The 19,293-nt window shown below is 29.4% G+C and carries 22 protein-coding genes; all 22 read right to left on the bottom strand.

The features are described from left to right. Positions 1 to 37: 37 nt before the first annotated feature. Positions 38 to 1,264, bottom strand: coding sequence for a SpoIVB peptidase (spoIVB, locus tag HGI79_RS08485; RefSeq protein WP_185650287.1), 1,227 nt, complete (start codon positions 1,262 to 1,264; stop codon positions 38 to 40). A gap of 413 nt (positions 1,265 to 1,677) precedes the next feature. Further along, a complete protein-coding gene (gene recN / locus HGI79_RS08480; RefSeq protein WP_185650286.1) occupies positions 1,678 to 3,360 on the bottom strand; it encodes a DNA repair protein RecN in 1,683 nt (560 codons plus the stop codon). Between the two features lie 12 nt (positions 3,361 to 3,372). Next, positions 3,373 to 3,825: an arginine repressor gene (locus tag HGI79_RS08475; protein ID WP_185650285.1), complete on the bottom strand. Its 453-nt coding sequence runs from the start codon at positions 3,823 to 3,825 to the stop codon at positions 3,373 to 3,375. Continuing rightward, positions 3,803 to 4,669, bottom strand: coding sequence for an NAD(+)/NADH kinase (locus HGI79_RS08470; RefSeq protein ID WP_185650284.1), 867 nt, complete (start codon positions 4,667 to 4,669; stop codon positions 3,803 to 3,805). Before HGI79_RS08470 ends, HGI79_RS08475 begins: the two co-directional genes overlap by 23 nt. Beyond that, positions 4,666 to 5,490 (bottom strand): TlyA family RNA methyltransferase, encoded by an 825-nt coding sequence (locus HGI79_RS08465; protein ID WP_185650283.1) that lies wholly within the window; start codon positions 5,488 to 5,490, stop codon positions 4,666 to 4,668. Before HGI79_RS08465 ends, HGI79_RS08470 begins: the two co-directional genes overlap by 4 nt. A 16-nt stretch (positions 5,491 to 5,506) precedes the next feature. Then, entirely contained in the window at positions 5,507 to 7,369 is a 1,863-nt protein-coding gene (gene dxs / locus HGI79_RS08460; protein WP_185650282.1) for a 1-deoxy-D-xylulose-5-phosphate synthase, read from the bottom strand. Between the two features lie 377 nt (positions 7,370 to 7,746). Next, positions 7,747 to 8,637: a polyprenyl synthetase family protein gene (locus HGI79_RS08455; protein WP_185650281.1), complete on the bottom strand. Its 891-nt coding sequence runs from the start codon at positions 8,635 to 8,637 to the stop codon at positions 7,747 to 7,749. 61 nt (positions 8,638 to 8,698) lie between these two features. Beyond that, on the bottom strand, positions 8,699 to 8,914 hold the full coding sequence (locus HGI79_RS08450) for an exodeoxyribonuclease VII small subunit (protein WP_185650280.1): 216 nt from the start codon (positions 8,912 to 8,914) through the stop codon (positions 8,699 to 8,701). 48 nt (positions 8,915 to 8,962) lie between these two features. Then, positions 8,963 to 10,162 (bottom strand): exodeoxyribonuclease VII large subunit, encoded by a 1,200-nt coding sequence (gene xseA / locus HGI79_RS08445; RefSeq protein WP_185650279.1) that lies wholly within the window; start codon positions 10,160 to 10,162, stop codon positions 8,963 to 8,965. Positions 10,163 to 10,176: 14 nt separating this feature from the next. Continuing rightward, complete coding sequence (gene nusB / locus HGI79_RS08440; protein ID WP_185650278.1) at positions 10,177 to 10,644, bottom strand: transcription antitermination factor NusB; 468 nt, start codon at positions 10,642 to 10,644, stop codon at positions 10,177 to 10,179. Positions 10,645 to 10,830: 186 nt separating this feature from the next. Beyond that, positions 10,831 to 11,229 (bottom strand): Asp23/Gls24 family envelope stress response protein, encoded by a 399-nt coding sequence (locus HGI79_RS08435; RefSeq protein ID WP_185650277.1) that lies wholly within the window; start codon positions 11,227 to 11,229, stop codon positions 10,831 to 10,833. A gap of 292 nt (positions 11,230 to 11,521) precedes the next feature. Continuing rightward, on the bottom strand, positions 11,522 to 12,025 hold the full coding sequence (locus HGI79_RS08430; RefSeq protein WP_185650276.1) for a SpoIIIAH-like family protein: 504 nt from the start codon (positions 12,023 to 12,025) through the stop codon (positions 11,522 to 11,524). Between the two features lie 59 nt (positions 12,026 to 12,084). Beyond that, positions 12,085 to 12,711, bottom strand: a complete 627-nt coding sequence (gene spoIIIAG / locus HGI79_RS08425) for a stage III sporulation protein AG (RefSeq protein WP_185650275.1) — start codon at positions 12,709 to 12,711, stop codon at positions 12,085 to 12,087. Positions 12,712 to 12,987: 276 nt separating this feature from the next. Further along, positions 12,988 to 13,575, bottom strand: coding sequence for a stage III sporulation protein AF (spoIIIAF, locus tag HGI79_RS08420; protein ID WP_185650274.1), 588 nt, complete (start codon positions 13,573 to 13,575; stop codon positions 12,988 to 12,990). A gap of 51 nt (positions 13,576 to 13,626) precedes the next feature. Next, positions 13,627 to 14,790 (bottom strand): stage III sporulation protein AE, encoded by a 1,164-nt coding sequence (gene spoIIIAE / locus HGI79_RS08415; protein ID WP_185650273.1) that lies wholly within the window; start codon positions 14,788 to 14,790, stop codon positions 13,627 to 13,629. Positions 14,791 to 14,798: 8 nt separating this feature from the next. Beyond that, positions 14,799 to 15,185 carry a stage III sporulation protein AD gene (gene spoIIIAD / locus HGI79_RS08410; RefSeq protein ID WP_185650272.1) on the bottom strand — a complete coding sequence of 129 codons (387 nt, stop codon included), beginning with the start codon at positions 15,183 to 15,185 and terminating at the stop codon, positions 14,799 to 14,801. Positions 15,186 to 15,194: 9 nt separating this feature from the next. Next, positions 15,195 to 15,392 (bottom strand): stage III sporulation protein AC, encoded by a 198-nt coding sequence (spoIIIAC, locus tag HGI79_RS08405; protein ID WP_185650271.1) that lies wholly within the window; start codon positions 15,390 to 15,392, stop codon positions 15,195 to 15,197. Positions 15,393 to 15,429: 37 nt separating this feature from the next. Continuing rightward, complete coding sequence (gene spoIIIAB, locus HGI79_RS08400; RefSeq protein ID WP_185650270.1) at positions 15,430 to 15,948, bottom strand: stage III sporulation protein SpoIIIAB; 519 nt, start codon at positions 15,946 to 15,948, stop codon at positions 15,430 to 15,432. A gap of 1 nt (position 15,949) precedes the next feature. Continuing rightward, entirely contained in the window at positions 15,950 to 16,876 is a 927-nt protein-coding gene (spoIIIAA, locus tag HGI79_RS08395) for a stage III sporulation protein AA (RefSeq protein ID WP_185650269.1), read from the bottom strand. A gap of 136 nt (positions 16,877 to 17,012) precedes the next feature. Next, complete coding sequence (locus HGI79_RS08390; RefSeq protein WP_185650268.1) at positions 17,013 to 17,387, bottom strand: CD1247 N-terminal domain-containing protein; 375 nt, start codon at positions 17,385 to 17,387, stop codon at positions 17,013 to 17,015. A 39-nt stretch (positions 17,388 to 17,426) separates the two neighbouring features. Further along, a complete protein-coding gene (gene efp / locus HGI79_RS08385) occupies positions 17,427 to 17,984 on the bottom strand; it encodes an elongation factor P (protein WP_185650267.1) in 558 nt (185 codons plus the stop codon). 64 nt (positions 17,985 to 18,048) lie between these two features. After that, positions 18,049 to 19,125, bottom strand: a complete 1,077-nt coding sequence (locus HGI79_RS08380; protein WP_185650266.1) for a Xaa-Pro peptidase family protein — start codon at positions 19,123 to 19,125, stop codon at positions 18,049 to 18,051. Between the last annotated feature and the right edge of the window lie 168 nt (positions 19,126 to 19,293).

The following is a 19,293-nucleotide window of genomic DNA, read 5'->3' as shown; positions in this document are numbered from 1 at the left end:
TTTTAGTATACTTTTTATTCTTAATTACTATCTAGATTTATTTAGTTAATATATTAGCATCTTTAAGCATCCACTCTATATATATTCCATATCCAACATCCGGTTTATTTATTAGTACATGTGTTATTGCTCCTATTATTTTGTTATCTTGTATAATAGGACTCCCACTCATACCTTGAACGATACCTCCTGTTTTTTGTAAAAGTGCTGGATCCGTAATTCGCACAATCATACTTTTAGGACCAGGAGAATCTTGGGCTAGTAATCTCTCAATTTGTACGTCATAATATTTAGGCTCTTCACCATCTATTGTAGTTAGTATTTTAGCAGGACCTTGTTTTATTTCATTTCTTAGTGCAACTTTCATTGGCCTATTGTTCTTATTTACTAATTTAGTATTACTTCTTCCAAACACTCCACATTCTGTATTCCTATATATATTTCCTAATATTGAATCTTCATTAATAAATATTCCTTTTAATTCTCCTGGGCTTCCTTTAAGCCCTTTTTTTACGGATACAATTGATGATGATACTATTTCACCTGAGTTTATGCTTAAAATAGTCCCTGTATCAATATCTGTTATTGGGTGTCCTAGGGCTGCAAACATTTTACTCTTATCATCATAAAATGTAAGAGTTCCAACACCAGCAGTAGAATCTCTTATCCATAAACCTACTTTATAATTATTGTCATCTAAACTCCTTACAGGTTTTACAATTTTTTCATATTGCTGTCCTTTTCTTTCAATTAAAATCTTTAATTCTTTGCCTTCAGAATTATTTATTTGACTTTGGGTCTGTTCAGAATTTTTAATAAATATATTGTTAACTTTTACTATGTTATCTCCTATTTGTATACCAGCTAATGCTGCTGGGCTAGGTAACTTTCCCTTATCACTTTTAATATCTGATAAAGCTACTACCAAAACACCTTTTGTACTTAATTTTACTCCTATTGGTTGACCTCCAGGATATAAAACAGTATTATTACTTACAGCTTTTACAGATACAGATTTTACTGGTAAGATCCCCAATAGGTTAACACTTACCTTTCGATCTTTTTTATCTTTTTCATTTGTATTCTTTAAAATTTTATTATTCTTATCTTCTTGTAATTTTATAAAAGTGTTTGATTTTAGTGACTGACCTTCTCTTACAAATATTGTTGTAGGTATATTTTGTACTCTATAATAGGTAACTAAAGTTATCAACAGGATAGGAATTAATATCCAGCATAATTTTTTATTTAATTTTTTATCCATGCTTTTACCTCCTGTCTTCTTCATCTTTTCTATTTTTAAGTTACCCTTTTAAATATTTTATTATGCTATTATATACTTTCAATTAAAGTTAATGATTTGTTTTAAAAACTAAATTTATCTTATTAAATAAATTTTAAATAATAGTTTAATATATTTAATATCTAAATATTCTTTACTTACTTTAATAAAATATGAGTAAAAATTATTAAATTTTAGTTACATTTAAAATATTTTGTAAATTGTTACAATTTAATATTATGTATCTAGATTTTCAAAAACAGTTAAAAACCCTATTTAGTTAAGTAAGATTAATAACTAAATAGGGTTTTCTGTATTAAAATAATTATTTTTAAAAGTTAGATTTAAAATCCTATATCATTTTTGTCTTTTGGATAGCCTCTTAAAGTTATACTTTATTTTTTTGAGTTGGCCATATTAATAAGTTCTTTTGCATGTTCAAGGGTTAACTTAGTAACTTCAGAACCACCGATCATCCTTGCTATTTCGTATTCCTTTTCTTCTTTACTCATCCTACGGATTCTTGTATAGGTCTTTTCATCTATAACATCTTTTGAAACCCAATAGTGAGTATCAGATATGCAAGCAATTTGTGGAAGATGTGTTACACAGAATACTTGATGAGATTTAGATATTACATACATTTTTTCAGCTACACATTGAGCAATCCTTCCACTTATTCCAGTATCTATTTCATCAAAAATAACAGAAGGAATTTTATCTTTATCTACAAATACAGTTTTTAAAGCCAGCATAATTCTGGATAATTCTCCTCCCGACACTACCTTTTCAAGTGGTTTTAAAGGCTCACCAGGGTTAGTAGAAATATAATATTGTACTTTATCCATGCCGTTACTCATAAATTTATCTTCAATATCTACATTTATTTTAAAAACACTTTTTTGCAATCCAACAAAATCTAATTCCGCTTTTATTTTACTTTCTAATATTAATGCAACCTTACATCTTTCTGTATGAAGATTTTCTCCATGAATTTTTAGTTGCTCTTCCAACTTTACTTTCTCATATCTTAAATTCTCTATGATCTCAGCACTATTCTTTATTTCTTCATATTGTTTTTCTATTTTCTTTTTATATTGAAGAATTTCTTTTATTGAATTACCATATTTCTTCTTATACGAGTTTATCTGATATATTCTGCTATTTATATACTCCAATTCTTTTTCGTCATAATAAATACTTTCTTTCATGCTTCTAATTTGTTCTATACTATTTTCAATATTATAAAAAGCATCTTGAAGGCATTGAGAAATTTCTTTGGCTTTAGGTAAATTTTTCTCTAAAGATAAAATCTCTTTTATTACAGTTCCTAAGTTATCATAAATTGATACTGAATCCTCTTTTCCTGTGTATAACTGAATATAAGATGAATTTAATATTTTGTTGATCTTTTCAGCATTAGACAGCAGCTTATATTTTTCTTCTAATTCTTCCTCTTCATTTTCTTTTAAGTTGGCAGAATTTATTTCATCTATTTGGTATTTTAAAAAATCAACAAGTTTTTCTTGTTCTCCATCCTTGCCCACAAGCTCAGAAATTTTATTTTCAATTTCATTTAGCTTATAATAATTTTCTTTATATTCTTCCAAAAAATTTTTTATATTTTTTTCCCCATAATAATCAATATAAAAAATATGATTCTCAGCAGACAACAAATTTTGATTTTCATGTTGTCCATGAATATCTAGTAAAGTATTACTAATAGACTTAAGAGTAGATATTAGTACAGATTTTCCATTAATTTTTGCTATACTTTTTCCCGATTGAAAAGTTTCTCTGCTTATTATTATCAGCTCTTCTATATCAATATCAAATTCCTTCATAAAATCTAAGGTTTTTGGATTTTCTATAGTGAAAATAGCTTCTACAAAGGTTTTATTTTCTCCTGTTCTAATTAAATCCTTATTAAACTTTCCTCCTAATACATAGCTAATAGCATCTATAAGTATTGACTTACCTGCTCCAGTTTCGCCCGAAAGAACATTAAATCCTTTCTCAAAAGTTATTGTAAGACTTTCAATTAATGCAAAGTTTTTTATATTTAATTGAAGAAGCATATATTAAGCCTCCTATTGAGAAATCATCTTTTTCATTTTTTGTGTTATAGTTTGAGCTTTATCGTCATCTCTTGTAAGTACAAATATAGTATTGTCTCCAGCTATAGTTCCTGCTATTCCATCAAAATTTAGTGAATCGATTGCTTCTGCTGCTGCAGAAGCGGATCCAGATATAGTTTTTATAACTACAAAATTATTTACATTCTCTACTCCAATAACAGTTTGAGAAAAAATATTAACTAGCTTGTTTGATAAAAAACTTTCTGTATGCATTATAGTTGCATACTTATACTTTCCGCTGTCAGCTAAAACTTTTATTAACTTCAACTCTTTTATATCTCTTGATACTGTGGCTTGTGTAACATTCATACCACCTTTTCTTAATTCTTCGGCTAATTCCTCTTGTGTTTCTATATCTTTTGAATTTATTATTTCCAGTATTTTAGCGTGTCTGGTTACCTTCATATTCTTCACATTCCTTTGCCCTAAAAATAATTTTCTTCCTTAGAGTATTAAAATAATCGTTCTCTTCCAATTTTATCAATTTACATTTGTATGGAGATTTACATATATTTATAATTTTATTGTTATCTATTTCCATCCATCCTTGGCCATCAATAGATAAAAATACATTTTCACTACAGTTTTTCGTAGAAACATATATACTACTTTTGTTATCTAAAACAATAGTTCTAGCGGTAAGTGACTGTGAATACATAGGTGTTATACTTAAAGCATCTAACTTTGGATGTATCATAGGACCTCCGGCAGATAAATTATATGCAGTAGATCCTGTTGGAGTACAGACAATAACTCCATCTGCATTAAACATATTATAAAAATTTTTATCAACAAACACTTCATATTTTTGTATTCTTGACCAAATTCCTTTATTCAATACAACATCATTTAACCCATGATATACTTTAGTTTCACCTTTATCATCATAACTACACTGAATCATTGACCTTTCTTCAACAGTATAGTTACCATTAAACAAACTATTAATAGCCTTTTCTGCATTGATACTTTCTACCTGAGCTAAAAATCCTAAGTGTCCTAAATTAATTCCCAAAATTGGTATACTACATTTATATATTCTCTTTAAGGTATTTAATATAGTACCATCTCCACCTAGAACTATAATAGCATCTAGTTTTCCACTTTCTTTTTCATCTAAACCATTACCATCTTTATAAACCTTTATGTTAACACTATTATCTTTACTTTGTATAATTTCCAATATGTAGTTTAACATTTTACCATGGAAATCTTTTGTTGTATTTACATTTACACCTAAATTTTTCATAGCTCCTCCCCATTTAGCTGATGATGCGCTAAGTTAACTACATTTTCAACATTTTCACTACCAAATGTACTCTCAATATTTTCATTCTTAGTAAAGTATATTAAATATTCTATGTTTCCTTCTGGTCCTTTTATAGGTGAATAATCTATGTTTATAATCTTCAGATTATGTTCTTCGATAAAACCTACAATGCTTGTTATAACTTCTAAATGAGTTGATTTTTCTCTTACAACTCCTTTCTTACCTACTTTTTCACGTCCTGCTTCAAATTGTGGTTTTATTAATGCTAGTATTTCACCTTTGTCGTTTAGTAGGTTCAGAACGGAAGGAATAACTTTTTTTAAAGAAATAAAAGAAACATCTATACTGGCAAAATCACAATATTCACCTGTATTTTCTATAGTAACATATCTGATGTTTGTTCTTTCCATACAAACTACCCTAGGATCAACTCTAAGTTTCCACGCAAATTGTCCATATCCCACATCTATAGAAAATACCTTTCTAGCTCCATTCTGTAACATACAATCAGTAAATCCGCCTGTTGAAGCGCCTACATCCATGCACACTTTTTCTTTTAAATCTATGTTAAAGTTTTTAACTGCTTTATCTAATTTCAACCCTCCTCTGCTTACGAAGGGTAATTGTTCTCCTCTGAATTCAATGTTGGAGTTTTCTTTAACTTTTTCTCCACATTTGTCAAATCTTTGTCCGTCTATAAATATTTCACCAGCCATTATACTAGCTCTAGCTCTTTCTCTAGAGGAAAAAATTCCTTTCTTCACTAATAAAATGTCTAATCTTTCCTTTGCATCTGCCATGTAAGTTACCTCTATTCTAAACTAATTTTAATACACTTTTTGTTATTCCACCAACATCTAGTCCATACAACTTATATAATATGTCAGTTTTACCATGAGGAATAAATTCATCTCTAAATGCTAAATTTAAAACTTTTACCTTTTTATCTAGAGTGTTTAAATATTCTAGTATATATGAACCTAGCCCTCCACGCAACATATTATCTTCTATAGTTACAATATCAATGCCTTTTTCCACTAAATCCTTGAGTACTACTTTGTCTATAGGTTTAATAAAACACGCATTTATAACTTTAACATCTATTCCTTCTAGCTGAAGTTTCTCTCTTACTTGCAATGCATGCTGTACCATCTTTCCTTGTGCAATTAAAGCTATTCTCCCTTTATCATGTATTATTTCCCATTTGCCTAGCTCAAAATTCTGTAAGGAATTTAGTTTAATATTTTCATTATCTCCACCTCTTGGATACCTTATAGCAATAGGGTAACTTTGTTTAACGGCCCATCTAAGCATGACTTTAAGTTCATCAGTAGATTTGGGTGACATAACAGTCATGTTAGGAATATGAGTTAAGTATGATAAGTCAAATATCCCCTGATGGGTTTCCCCATCATCTCCAACTATACCTGCCCTATCAATAGCAAATATTACTGGAAGCTTCTGAATACACACATCATGCAAAATTTGGTCATAGGCTCTTTGAAGAAAAGTAGAATATACTGCAAAAATCGGCTTTAACCCTTCCTTCGACATACCTGCCGCTAAAGTTACTGCATGCTGTTCTGCTATTCCTACATCAAAAAACCTTTCTGGAAACTTTTCCGAAAATAATTTTAAACCCGTTCCATCTCTCATAGCCGCTGTTATTGCCACTATATTTTTATTTGTTTCAGCTATACTAATTAATTCATCGCCAAATGCCTTTGAATAAGTTTCACAAGAAGCAAAGCATACTTCTCCACTGTCACAGTGAAAGGGTCCTATACCATGAAATTTCCCAGGATTTTTTTCTGCAAAACCATATCCTTTTCCCTTTTTGGTTATAACATGAATAATAACTGGACCTTTAATATTTTTAGCTTTTGATAAAACTTCTGTTAACTCTTTTATATTATGTCCATCTATAGGTCCTAAATATTTTATACCCATGTCTTCAAAAAACATTCCTGGAACTATCATCTGTTTTATTCCATTTTTTATTTTTTCAAGGTATTTTGCAACACCGTTTCCTATATTAGGTATCTTTTTTAACGCCCATTCAACCTCTTCTTTAATCCTATTGTACTTAGGATCTACTCTTAACTTACTAAGGTAACTAGACAACCCTCCAACATTCTTACCTATTGACATTTGATTATCATTCAATATTATTATAACCTTAGTTTTTCTATATCCAGCATCATTAAGAGCTTCAAGAGCCATTCCTCCTGTTAACGCTCCATCACCAATTATAGATACCACTTCATGATTTTCTTCTTTCAAATCTCTAGCTTTAGCCATGCCTAAAGCTGCAGATATAGATGTGCTGCTATGTCCAGTTTCAAAAAAGTCATACGTACTTTCAGAACTTTTAGGAAATCCACTCATTCCACCAAACTGTCTCAAAGTATCAAATCTATCTTTTCTACCTGTAAGTATTTTATACACATATGCTTGATGTCCGACATCCCATATAATTTTATCTTTATCTAAATTAAATACATTAAATAAACCTAATGTGAGTTCTACTACTCCAAGATTTGAGGCAAGATGACCTCCTGTTTTAGAGACTTTATCTATTAAAAATTGTCTTATTTCCCATGCAAATTGTTCTTGCTCAGCAAAAGACATTTTATTTATATCACTAATTTCCTTATAATTTTCAAGTATATTAGACATTTTTATCTATCCTCTTTAAAAATAAATTATTTTAAAAAACCTTAGTCAATATATTATTCGTTTCAATTATTACTAAAATTCTCATTATAATGCTTTTATGTATTATAAATATAAAATATAACATATTATCTTTGGTAGTTGCACTTATAATAGTAACATTTATATATGAAAAAATCAAAGCAGCTTTACATTTACTCTCTTAACTTATAACATATAAAAAATACCATATTGGAGGAATCATAGATTTAATAATTGTGCTTACTGTAATTATGCTAAAAAGTTTTATTATATAAGCATAAAATAATCAATATAATAAAAGCTACTAATACTTTCATTCTTAGTAGCAAATTATAAAAATATAAACTTACAACCAAAACTTACTTTTGTCTATTTAAAAGATATAAAGTCATCTCTTTTAAATTAGCTGTATCTCCACTTACTTTTTCCAAAACTTCTACACATTCTCCAGTGAGAGAATTGCACATTTCCATACATTTATTTAACCCATAAACAGTTATAAAGGTAGTTTTATTGTTATCTAAATCACTCTTAGCTTTCTTTCCTAAAACTTCTGTACTCCCAACTATATCTAATATATCGTCTTTTACCTGAAATGCCAGTCCAAGCTTTTGTCCATAATAATCTAAATTCTTTAGATCATTTTCTTCTGCCTCACCTAAAATAGCTGCTGCAAGCACTGATGCTTTTATTAATGCTCCTGTTTTTTTGCTATGCATATAATAGAGCTGATCTATTGGAATCTTGGTATTTTCACTTAATATATCAACAACCTGCCCTCCAATCATTCCTTCTACTCCTGCACTTTCAAAAATTATACTGCAAGCCTTTAATGTACTGCTGTCATTATTGGATATGCAGTATTTTAAAACAATATTCATTGCTTCATTAAGAAGTCCATCTCCTGCTAGCACAGCTATAGCCTCTCCAAACACTTTATGATTCGTGGGCTTTCCTCTTCTTAAATCATCGTTGTCCATGCATGGCAAATCATCATGTATTAAAGAGTATGTGTGTATTATTTCTAGTGAAGCGGCTATAGGTAATACTTTTCTATAATCCTCTTTATATAGCATATATGTAAGCAAGAATAATAATGGTCTTATTCTTTTTCCACCTGCATTTAAACTATAACTCATAGCTTCATATACTTTTTTGTTATGAGATCCCTTATCCTTAAAATACTCTTCTAACCAGTTGTCAATTTCAGCTTTTAAACTTTCTATAGTAGTTTCTTTCTCAATATTCATTCCTATATATCTCCATTCATTTTAATACTAGTAATAAACATATATTAATTTTATGGATGCTTTATTCTACGTTAAAATTCTTTTCTCCTTCTGATGTAAGTATTTTTATCTTTCCCTCTGCATCATTAAGAATAGCATATAGTTTGTTACATAGCTTTATACCTTCTTCATATTTCTTCATGCTTTCTTCTAATGTAAGCTCTTTGCCGTCCATCAAACTTACTATTTCTTCAAGTTTATTCATCATACTTTCATATGATTCACTTTTTCTTGCCATAACCTCACTCCTTTAAAAAGTTAGTAATTAAAAATTACTAACTCTACTCTACTCAATAACTTCTACATTAACCTTAGCATCACCATCTGCTAATACTATTGTAGCATTTTTTAAATTTTTAAGTTTAGATATACTACTTATTACTTTTCTGTTATCATCTTTAATTATTGCATATCCTTTGTTTAATATATTTAAAGGATTATGGGCTAAGAGTAGTGCATTAACTTTACTAAGTTTATCTCTTTTTTTATCTATTTTGGCTACAATTTTAAATGTCAATATTTCTCTAAATCTATCAATATTTCTATATTCATTTACAATCTTTACAGCTGGATTGTTAGCTTCTAAGTTATTGTTTATTAGATCTAGCATATTTTTTTTATTTCTAATTATACTTTCTACATAAAAATTTATAGAATCTTTATAATTCAGTATTTTTCCTTTTAACTCTTCTAGGTTAAATACAGCAATTTCAGCTGCAGCTGATGGTGTAGGTGCTCTTCTGTCACTAACAAAATCCACTATAGTATAGTCAATTTCATGCCCAACTCCTGTAATAATTGGTTTTTTTGAATTATAAACAGCATAGGCTAATTTTTCATCATTAAAACACCAAAGTTCTTCTATGGAACCGCCACCTCTAGCTAATATTATAGTATCTATATCATCTATTGCATTCAAAGTTTCTATACCTTTAATTATATCTTTACTAGCGTTTATTCCTTGTACTAAAGCAGGGTATATAACAAGTTCAATACTTTTGTTTCTTCTTGTAGCTACATTAATTATGTCTCTTATAGCCGCCCCCGTAGGTGACGTTACTATGCCAACTTTTCTTGCATACTTAGGGATAAGTTTTTTGCGGTGATCATCGAACAATCCTTCATCATGAAGTTTGCTCTTAAGCTTTTCAAAAGCAGCATATAATTCACCTTTTCCTTCTGGTTCCATATGACTACAATAAAATTGATATGAACCTTCCTTTTCATAAACGGAAACTCTCCCTTTTAAAACAACCTTCATGCCATTTTCCGGAATAAAGTTTAATACCTTCGCAGCACTTCTAAACATAATACAATTTATTTTACTAAATTCATCTTTTAGCGAAAAGTATATATGTCCACTGCTATGCAGTTTAAAATTTGATATTTCCCCTACAACACTAGAATTTGATAATATAAAATCATTATCTATTATTTTTTTTATGTAGTTAGTTAACGCTGATACCGATAGAGTTTTTATATACATAGCTACCTTTACCTTTAATCAATTTTTAACATATTGCCAAGGACGCCGTTTATAAATGCTGCAGATTTATCTGCTGAATACTTTTTTGCCAATTCAATTGCTTCATTTATAGAAACATTTTTAGGAATATCTTCTTCGTATAGGAATTCATATGTACATATTCTTAATATTGTTATATCAATTTTTGATATTCTATTTATTTTCCAATTTAATAAGTACTTTTCAATTTCTTCATCTATAATTGTTTTATTTTTTTCTATTCCATTTAACACCCTTAAAACATATTCCATATCAATATCATTTAAGCTAATATTTTCAGGATCATTTTCACTATTTAAAGTTACTTCTGTTTCTTGAAGTTTTTGATTTTCAACTTCAATGTTTTCTTTAAGATTAAATATAACATCCTTTATTTCCTCTTTATTTATTGTCATTTGAAACAATAACTTCATAGCTAGTTCTCTTGATTTTCTTCTGTTCATCTTTTCCTCCTATTTGGGTAAGTATCCTTACACAATTAATTATTGTCAGTTTAGATATAATTATACTTAAACAAGTATACTAGTTCAAGTAAGCATCTGTAAATAGATATTCAGCCATACATTGAAGAAATACTAGATTTATTTCCAATAAAAAAACACCCTCTAAATTCAGAGGGTGAACTATGTCTATTCTTCTATTTCCTCAGCTATGCCATCTATTCTAGGAATCATAACATTCTGTACATGTATATTTACAGCTGAAACATTAAGTCCAGTCATTGATTCAACAGCCTTTTTAACATTTTCTTGCACTTCTAGGGCTACATCAGGTATTCTTACTCCATATTCAACTACTACATATAAATCTATAGCTGCGCTATTCTCTCCAACAGTTACTTTAACTCCCTTTGACAGGTTTTTCTTTCCACTAAGTATTTGAGTTATACCACCTACAAGACTAGCACTCATGCCAACTATTCCCTTTATCTCTGTTGTGGCAAGACCAGCAATTACCCCTACTACTTCATCGGATATTTTTACAATACCCATATCAATTTCATTTTCATTTTTTATATTCTCTTCCATTCTCGCACCCCCTAGATTTTGCATTATTTAAGAATAATCTCATGTATATTATACCAAATAGAATTTTTTTTTACAAACAAATAATCAATAAACATTTTATAAGAATTTCATTAACTTTTATTCATAAACTTTTATTCATATTATTACCAACAATTTCATTTTTATTCTATAGTTGTAACCATATTATATGAATTAAATTTTCACTCCGGCACCCTATATAAAAAATTGAGCTCACCAGTTATGTATATTTAATCACTGAGATGAGCTCTATATAATCAAATATGCTATTTTATTACTGTTTAACCGCTATTTCAACTTCTTGTATTTTAGCTATTCCCAGGACAACACTTTTTATCTCTCTTGTATCTTTATCAGTTAACTTGTCCTTTCCTTTTACAATTACTCTAGCTTTGTTATCTTCTATTGAACAAACTACATCTTCATAACCTTTGCTCTTAAGAGTTGTTTCTATTTTAGATTCATAATTAGTATTCATTGCAAGTTCAGTATACTTCTTTGCTGCTTCATCTCTGTTTTCCTTAGCCACATTCTTGTCATCAATTAACGTTTTTAGTGTTTGTAGGGTTTGAGCACTCTTTTGTTCACGAGTTAGCTTTGTTTCATCAAAAAATTGAGATTTGGAGCTTTTCTTTTCACTATTATTAAATGATACTGCACTGTTTCCACTATCTCCACCGTTAACATACAATGGACTATTCAATTTTGTTGCAAGTACCCCCGCACACACAATAAGTGCCAAAAGAGTAACAATGATTACAGCTTGTTTTTTATTCATTTTCTATTCCCCCTATCTACCTTTCTAAAAAATTATATGCTTGAAAAAATATTTATATACTACTTTTTCCTAGGATAAACGTTAACTTTATTTTCTGATATACCAAATAAATCTACTATAGCCTTTGATATTCTAAGTTCAGTTACCTTGTTCTCGGCACCCTCAGCTACTACACATATTCCTGATACCTTAGGCTTGTATGTTTTTACTATAAGAGGTTCTGACTTATCTCCATTATTGGTTATTACAACAGTACTACCATTATTTTTTTGTGTAGTATTTCTAGTTCCACCTTGGTTATCTTTTTCTTCAGCGGTATTAGTAGAATCATTTATGTTTACTGCGGGTACTTGCTCTTCCCCACTTTCAAAACTTATCATAACCTCTACCTTACCTACACCATCTATGTTTTCTAATGTATTTTTTAGTTTTTCTTCAACTGACCTCTCATAATCCTGAGATGATTTATCATTTACCTGTGACTGTTGTTCTGAGGACACATTACTAATATCCTTGTCAGTACTGCCTGTACCCAAGGTGCTGGAAGTTTTAAATAGACTCATTGTAACAACTACTAGTATTCCTACCAAAAGAAGTATAAGTAGGTTTGCAATATTTTTTTTATCCTTAGCATTTTTGTTGTTATTGTCTTTGATGAGTTTTTCCAATAACTTCTTAAAATCCATATTTTCCTCCTTTTTTTATCTTATTAGGTATCTGAAAAAAAATAACAAGTCAATTTTAACGAGGGAATTTTGCGTAAGACAAGGCGGCAGGTCCCGTCAATAGTTGAACTATTAACGGGTTCTGCCAACGCAGTATTACACAAAATTACCCGTTAAATTGGCTAGTTATTTTTTTGAAGATGCCTCAACCTAAATTTAAATTAATTTACTAATTTAATTCAGGTAAAGTTTTGCAAACAAATTCATTTATAATGTGTAACTTAAAATATAATAATTTTAAAGCTTATATACTTGGATTATATCTTTTGAAACTCTTAGCTCATCACTTAGATATTTTTTTATTGATATACTTTTTTCATCTTCCACATTGTTTTCAGTATTTACATATTCACTATTGAAACTAATTTGAACTTTTTGGATTTTTTCTATACTTCCATCTTTAACTCCAACTTTAATGTCATTTATAAGTAGTTTGTCATTTTTATTATCATAAGAAGCCTCAACTTGTACCTTATAATTACTTTCAGGATATTTTTCTTTAAGCTTCTTTTCACAACTTGTTTGTAAATTCAACTTAAATACCTCTAGAGTACTACTTATATTTTTTTCTTTATACTTTTGAAAATCATCTTGCAATTTCTTCTTATCTGAACTTGCTACCGCTGAATTTACGTAGGTACTTATATCGAAGTTTCTATCAAATATTTTAATTATTGGATTAATAAACACCGTAATTAATATTAGCCCTAACACAAATTTAGCATATTTTTTCATGCTGTTATCTGGGAGAATTATTTCTACAGCTGTTATGAAAAATATAGCTGTACAAATGCTTATTAGCCAATCCTTAAGTATTTGCAGCAATGTTTATCACCTTCTTTCCTATGTTTGTTCTCACGCCACTGGTGGCAAGCTTTACACTCCCATCATAACCTTTCCCGCTGAAGCTATTATTGCTATCATAATGAAAAACATAACTGAAACACATATAAGACATGCCATAACTAATATAAGAGAATCTCCTGCAGAGCTTATACAGTTAACCATTCTCCTATCGCTTATAGGTTCTATTAGAGCCGCAGTAAGTTTGTATAAGAAAGACATAACTAGCAATTTTATTATTGGAAAAAGTATTATAGCAATGAGTACTACAAGTCCTAAACTGCTCAATGCATTTTTCAATAAAATCGAATACCCTGCTACTGTAGATATGGCATCTGAAAGACTTTTTCCTACAATTGGTACAAAGTTATCAACTGCAAATTTTGCTGTTTTTGCTGTAACTTCATCTATAGTTTTAGCTGTAATACCCCTTATAGTTATAATACCTATAAATACAGTCATTATAACGCCTTGTCCCCACATTGCAACTTGACTTAAAAGCTTCGTAAGCTTATCTATCTTATATTCTTCAGATAGATTATTTACAAATTGAAGCACAAAAGTCATACATATTATAGGAATTATTACATCTATAAAAAGCTTTGCACTTATAGTTATAGCTCCTATAATAATGGGATCCATCACTGCAGCTTCAACAAAGCCTCCAACGCTAGCTATAAGCATTATAAGAATTGGCATTAGAGCAGTCATAAAATCAGTCATATCTTTAATAGTAGATCTAGCTAGGTCTACACCTATATAGAAACTCTTAGCCATTATTACTATTAATATAGAATAACAAGCAAAATATGCTATGTTAGATAAATTCTCACTACTAAATGCTTTTTGTAAGTTTGTTAGCAACGCACATATAAGTGAAATTACTACTAAAAGAGCTAGTAACTTTAATGAAGCAGCAACTTCTTTCATCATATATACAACCAACGCATTAGTCAGTTTTTTAGCAGATATTTTTCCATCTCCAGTTTTCATAAAGTCTTTTATGTAAGTTTTTACATCTATATCTTTCATTACTTCATATTTGGTTTTCATATTTGATATATAATCATAAAGCTGTTCTATCTGCTGACTTTCTGGCTTTTCTTTTGCATCAATAGAGGCACTATAACTTCCTGCAGCTTGTACCTTAAAAGATGTTAAGAATATCATAAGTAAAATAATTATAATTCTTTTCATATTAACACCTACATAATCTTTAGAATTGACTGAAGCACAGCCATTAATATTGGTATTGCTAATGCAAGAATAAGTATTTTGCCTGCAAACTCTACTTTTGCTCCAAGACTTCCTTGCCCAGCATCCCTACATATTTCACTACAAAATGATGCCAAGTAGGCGATTGCAAGTATTTTAAATACAGTTGTTAAATATACAAAGTCAATATTAGATTTTATAGCTAATTCTTGGATAAATTGCAGCACAGCTGTAATTTTACTTACCATAAATAAAAATATAATTGCACCTACAGCTATACTTATAGGGACAGTCAAATCATCTCTTCGTCCCTCAAAAATTAAAACAATAAATAAAGCTATGAATGCAAAGGCTACTATTTTTACTATTTCATCCATGAGATCCTCCTAAAGTTGAAACATAGTTCTCACTGTAGAAAATAGTTTTCCTACTAAGTTTATTACAAGCATCAATATCATAACTATTCCAGCCAAATTAGTTACAACAGCATATTCATCTTTTCCCATGCTTTTAAGTACCTTATCAAGAACAATAATAAGAATTGAAAGACCTGCAATTTTAAATATTAAGCTTATATCTAACATTTAAGTTCCCCCTTTTATAAACATTAGATTGTATGATTTATATTAAAACTATGACTAACATAGCCCCTAATGAAAATCCTAAGTATCTATACATTTTTACATTATTCTTCATTGAAAGCTCTGAATCCTTAATTTGTTTTTTTAGATTTTCCAAGGATAATGTAAATATTTTTTTTTGTCCCTCCAGATCAGATTCACCAAGATTTTTTGCAAGATCTAATATAACGTTAATATCTTCACCCTTAAGATTTAAAATACTCTGCTTATTACTAAATACTTTATAAAAAGCCTCATAAACAGTATCTACAACATTTGAACATAGTAAGGATGAAATTTCATCAAATACTAACTTTACAGGATGTACACTTTTTTCAGCTATGTTTGATATAGCCTTTGGCAATGGTGTGTGTGTGTATATAATTTCATTTTGAAGTTGATAAATGCATCTTTGAAATTCATTTAATTGTGCTGTTCTTTTTTTAAAGCTTTCACTATAGATAAAACCTATTCCAGTGGAGGCAAATAAAATTATAATACAGCCTAATACCCTTATCATGTTATCCCCTCCATACTATACTTTTGTTATTAAAATCATATATATACTCTACGGTGCCTACTCCCCTTCTATTACTCAAAATCACAGCTCTTTGAAATACTTTGTTATCTATAATATCTTTAAAAACTGGTCTATTAAATAAGTCTTCTACATCATATCCATGAATTGTAGTAATTAAGCCAACCCCTGAATTTAAGGCAGTTAAAATACTTTCAATGTCTTTGTTAGTTCCTATTTCATCACATACAATAACATCAGGAGACATACTTCTTATTGCCATGATTATACCTTCACTTTTAGGACAGCTATCTAAAATATCTGTTCTAAGACCTACATTAAGTTGTGGTATTCCATTAAAGCAAGCACCTATTTCACTTCTTTCATCAATTATACAAACTTTTCGGCCCTTAAAATCTGTATTTTCTATACCGTTAGAAATGTTTCTTGCTATGTCTCTAATTAAAGTTGTTTTTCCACATTTGGGGGGAGATATTATTATAGTATTCATTACCTCATTGTCTTTTAAAATATGTGTCATTATATCATCTGAACAGTTTAAAATTTCTTTACATATCCTAATATTAAGAGATGCAATATTTTTTATGGTCTTTATTTGATTTTTTTCTATAATACATCTTCCACATATTCCAACTCTATGCCCACCTTTAGTAGTTATATACCCTTGTCTTATTTCTTCTTCAAAAGCATAAATAGAATAATTACTTATTCTTTGAATTATAAATTTAAAATCATCAAATTCAGGTATATATTTATGAATAATTTCTTTGTTACCTATTTGAAACATTAGAGGCTTGTCTGCTCTTATCCTTATCTCTTGAAGCTTCTCTATGTTAGATACATGTTCAATTGCATCTTTAATGGTTTGTGGTAATATATTAAATATTTCTTTTGTATCTATCTTTCTCATCTCCTTTCTTTATATTAATCTGTATTTTTGTTTTACTAAAATTATTCCTAAAAAATAAATATTTATTATAAAAATCTTTGCAAAACAAAAAACCGTGTAAATGTATATTACATTTACACGGTTTTTTACCTTATGATTATTCTAAGGATATTTTGTTATGGCAATTAGGACATGTTATTTCTTCTCCCTGGCTCATAATATCTTTATCAACATACACAGTATCGCCACAATCTTTACATTCTAATTGCACAAAATTGTTTCCTTCGTCTTCACATAAGTTATAATCACTGTCATAAAACTCATCTTGTAGATCGGTCAAATCTTCATCTATTGCATCAATATAATGCTGCATATCCTTTTGAGATTCTGCAATTTCTGTAATTTCTTGTGCTATACTCTTTAATACATTGACAACTTCAACCAAGATTTTTCCTTCCTTGGTATCCCTATCAATATCTAATCCATCTATTAATCCGCTAAGATAGGAGACCTTTGAATTTATTGAATTCATCTAATCACATCCTTAAATCTATTTTGCCATTAGTATTCCTTAAACTCTTTCCATATATTCTCCAGTTCTTGTATCTATTCTTATAGTTTCACCTTCATTTACAAATATAGGTACTGGAACTATTGCTCCCGTTTCAACTGTTGCAGGTTTTAAAACATTTGTAGCTGTGTTTCCTTTTACACCTGGATCTGTTTGAGTTACAACTAGTTCAACAAAGTTTGGAGCTTCTACTGAGAATGCATCCCCTTTATAAAACTTTATTACAGCAAACATATTTTCCTTTAAGAATTTTATAGCATCTTCAACTTTTTCGTGATTTAAAGGAATTTGCTCATATGTTTCTTGATCCATAAAGTAATATAGTTCGCCATCTGAATATAAGTATTGCATTTCTTTTCTTTCTATAACTGCTTCTTGAAGCTTTGCAGTTGGATTGAAAGTTGTATCTGTAACTGAACCTGTTTTAACATTTCTAAGTTTCGTTCTAACAAAAGCAGCACCTTTACCTGGTTTTACATGAAGGAAATCTACTACAGTAAACACTTGTCCATCTAATTCAAAAGTAGTTCCTTTTCTTAAATCTCCTGCTGATATCATTTATGTATCCCTCCAAAAATATATTAAATTCATTTATACTTAACCTTTTCAGGCAATCATATAGCTACCCTATGCACATAAGTTCTTTTGGTGATTTAGATAAAGTTTCACATCCATTTTCAGTAATTACTAGTAAATCCTCTATTCTTACCCCACCAAAGTTTGGTATATATATACCTGGTTCGTCTGTAACCACCATGCCAACTTTCAACTTTTTGTGATTTCTATATCCAATCACTGGTGATTCATGAATTTCTCTCCCAACTCCATGACCAAGACTATGACCAAAATAATCTCCATAGCCCTTTTGTTTAATGTAATCCCTTGCAACTTTATCAACATCTACAGCAGGGATTTCTGGCTTAAAAGCTTTTAGAGCCAATTGTTGTGCCTCTAATACGGTATTATAAACATCTATCATTTTCGTAGTTGGTTCTCCTATTACTATGGTTCTAGTCATATCTGAACAATACCCATTATAAATACAGCCATAATCAAGAGTTAAAAATTCACCTTTATTAACAGTTTTGTTAGTAGCTTCTCCATGAGGTAAACTTGATCTAGCTCCTGATGCCACAATGGACGGAAAAGACAAATCACTAGCACCTAACTTTTTCATATAGAATTCTATCTCTAGCCCTATTTCTTTTTCTGTCATACCAGGCTTTATATATTTAATTATATACTCAAAAGCTTTATCTGCAATTTCTGCAGCACCTTTTATAAGTTTTAACTCACTGTCATCCTTAATTATTCTTATTTCCTCAACCATACCTTCCATAGGAATAAGAGTACAATTTAGTTTTTGTTTATAAGTACTATATGCGCTGAAGGAAAGTATGTTTTCTTCAAAACCCAATGTATTTATATTATTTTTATTAAGTAGTTCAGATAGAGAATCTATAAAAGTACTATTTTTACTATATTCAATTACTTCATATGCTTCTACCTGTTGCTTAGCCTGTTCTATAAACCTCGAGTCTGTGATAAAAAATGCTTTATCAGATGTTATCAATGAATAACTTTCGTTCCCTGTAAATCCACTTAGATAGTTTCTATTATGGTCTCCAACTAAAAGCACAGCGTCTAACTTTTTATTATTCATTGCTTCTCTTAACTTTTTAATTCTTTCATTAAACATTTTACTTTACCCCCATAAACACTTTATTTTACCACCATATTTATGTCAGGTACAATACACATTATTACTTTCTCCAATTTTTGTAATTATTATTCTTAAAACAGTAAAAACTTATGTAATTGTCATATAATATTGCCGTAGCCCCAATGGAACAATGTTATTTTATCA

This window comes from Clostridium sp. DJ247, assembly GCF_014231265.1.
Note: the sequence above shows the minus strand (reverse complement) of the source record. Positions and strands in the feature narration are given on the sequence as shown.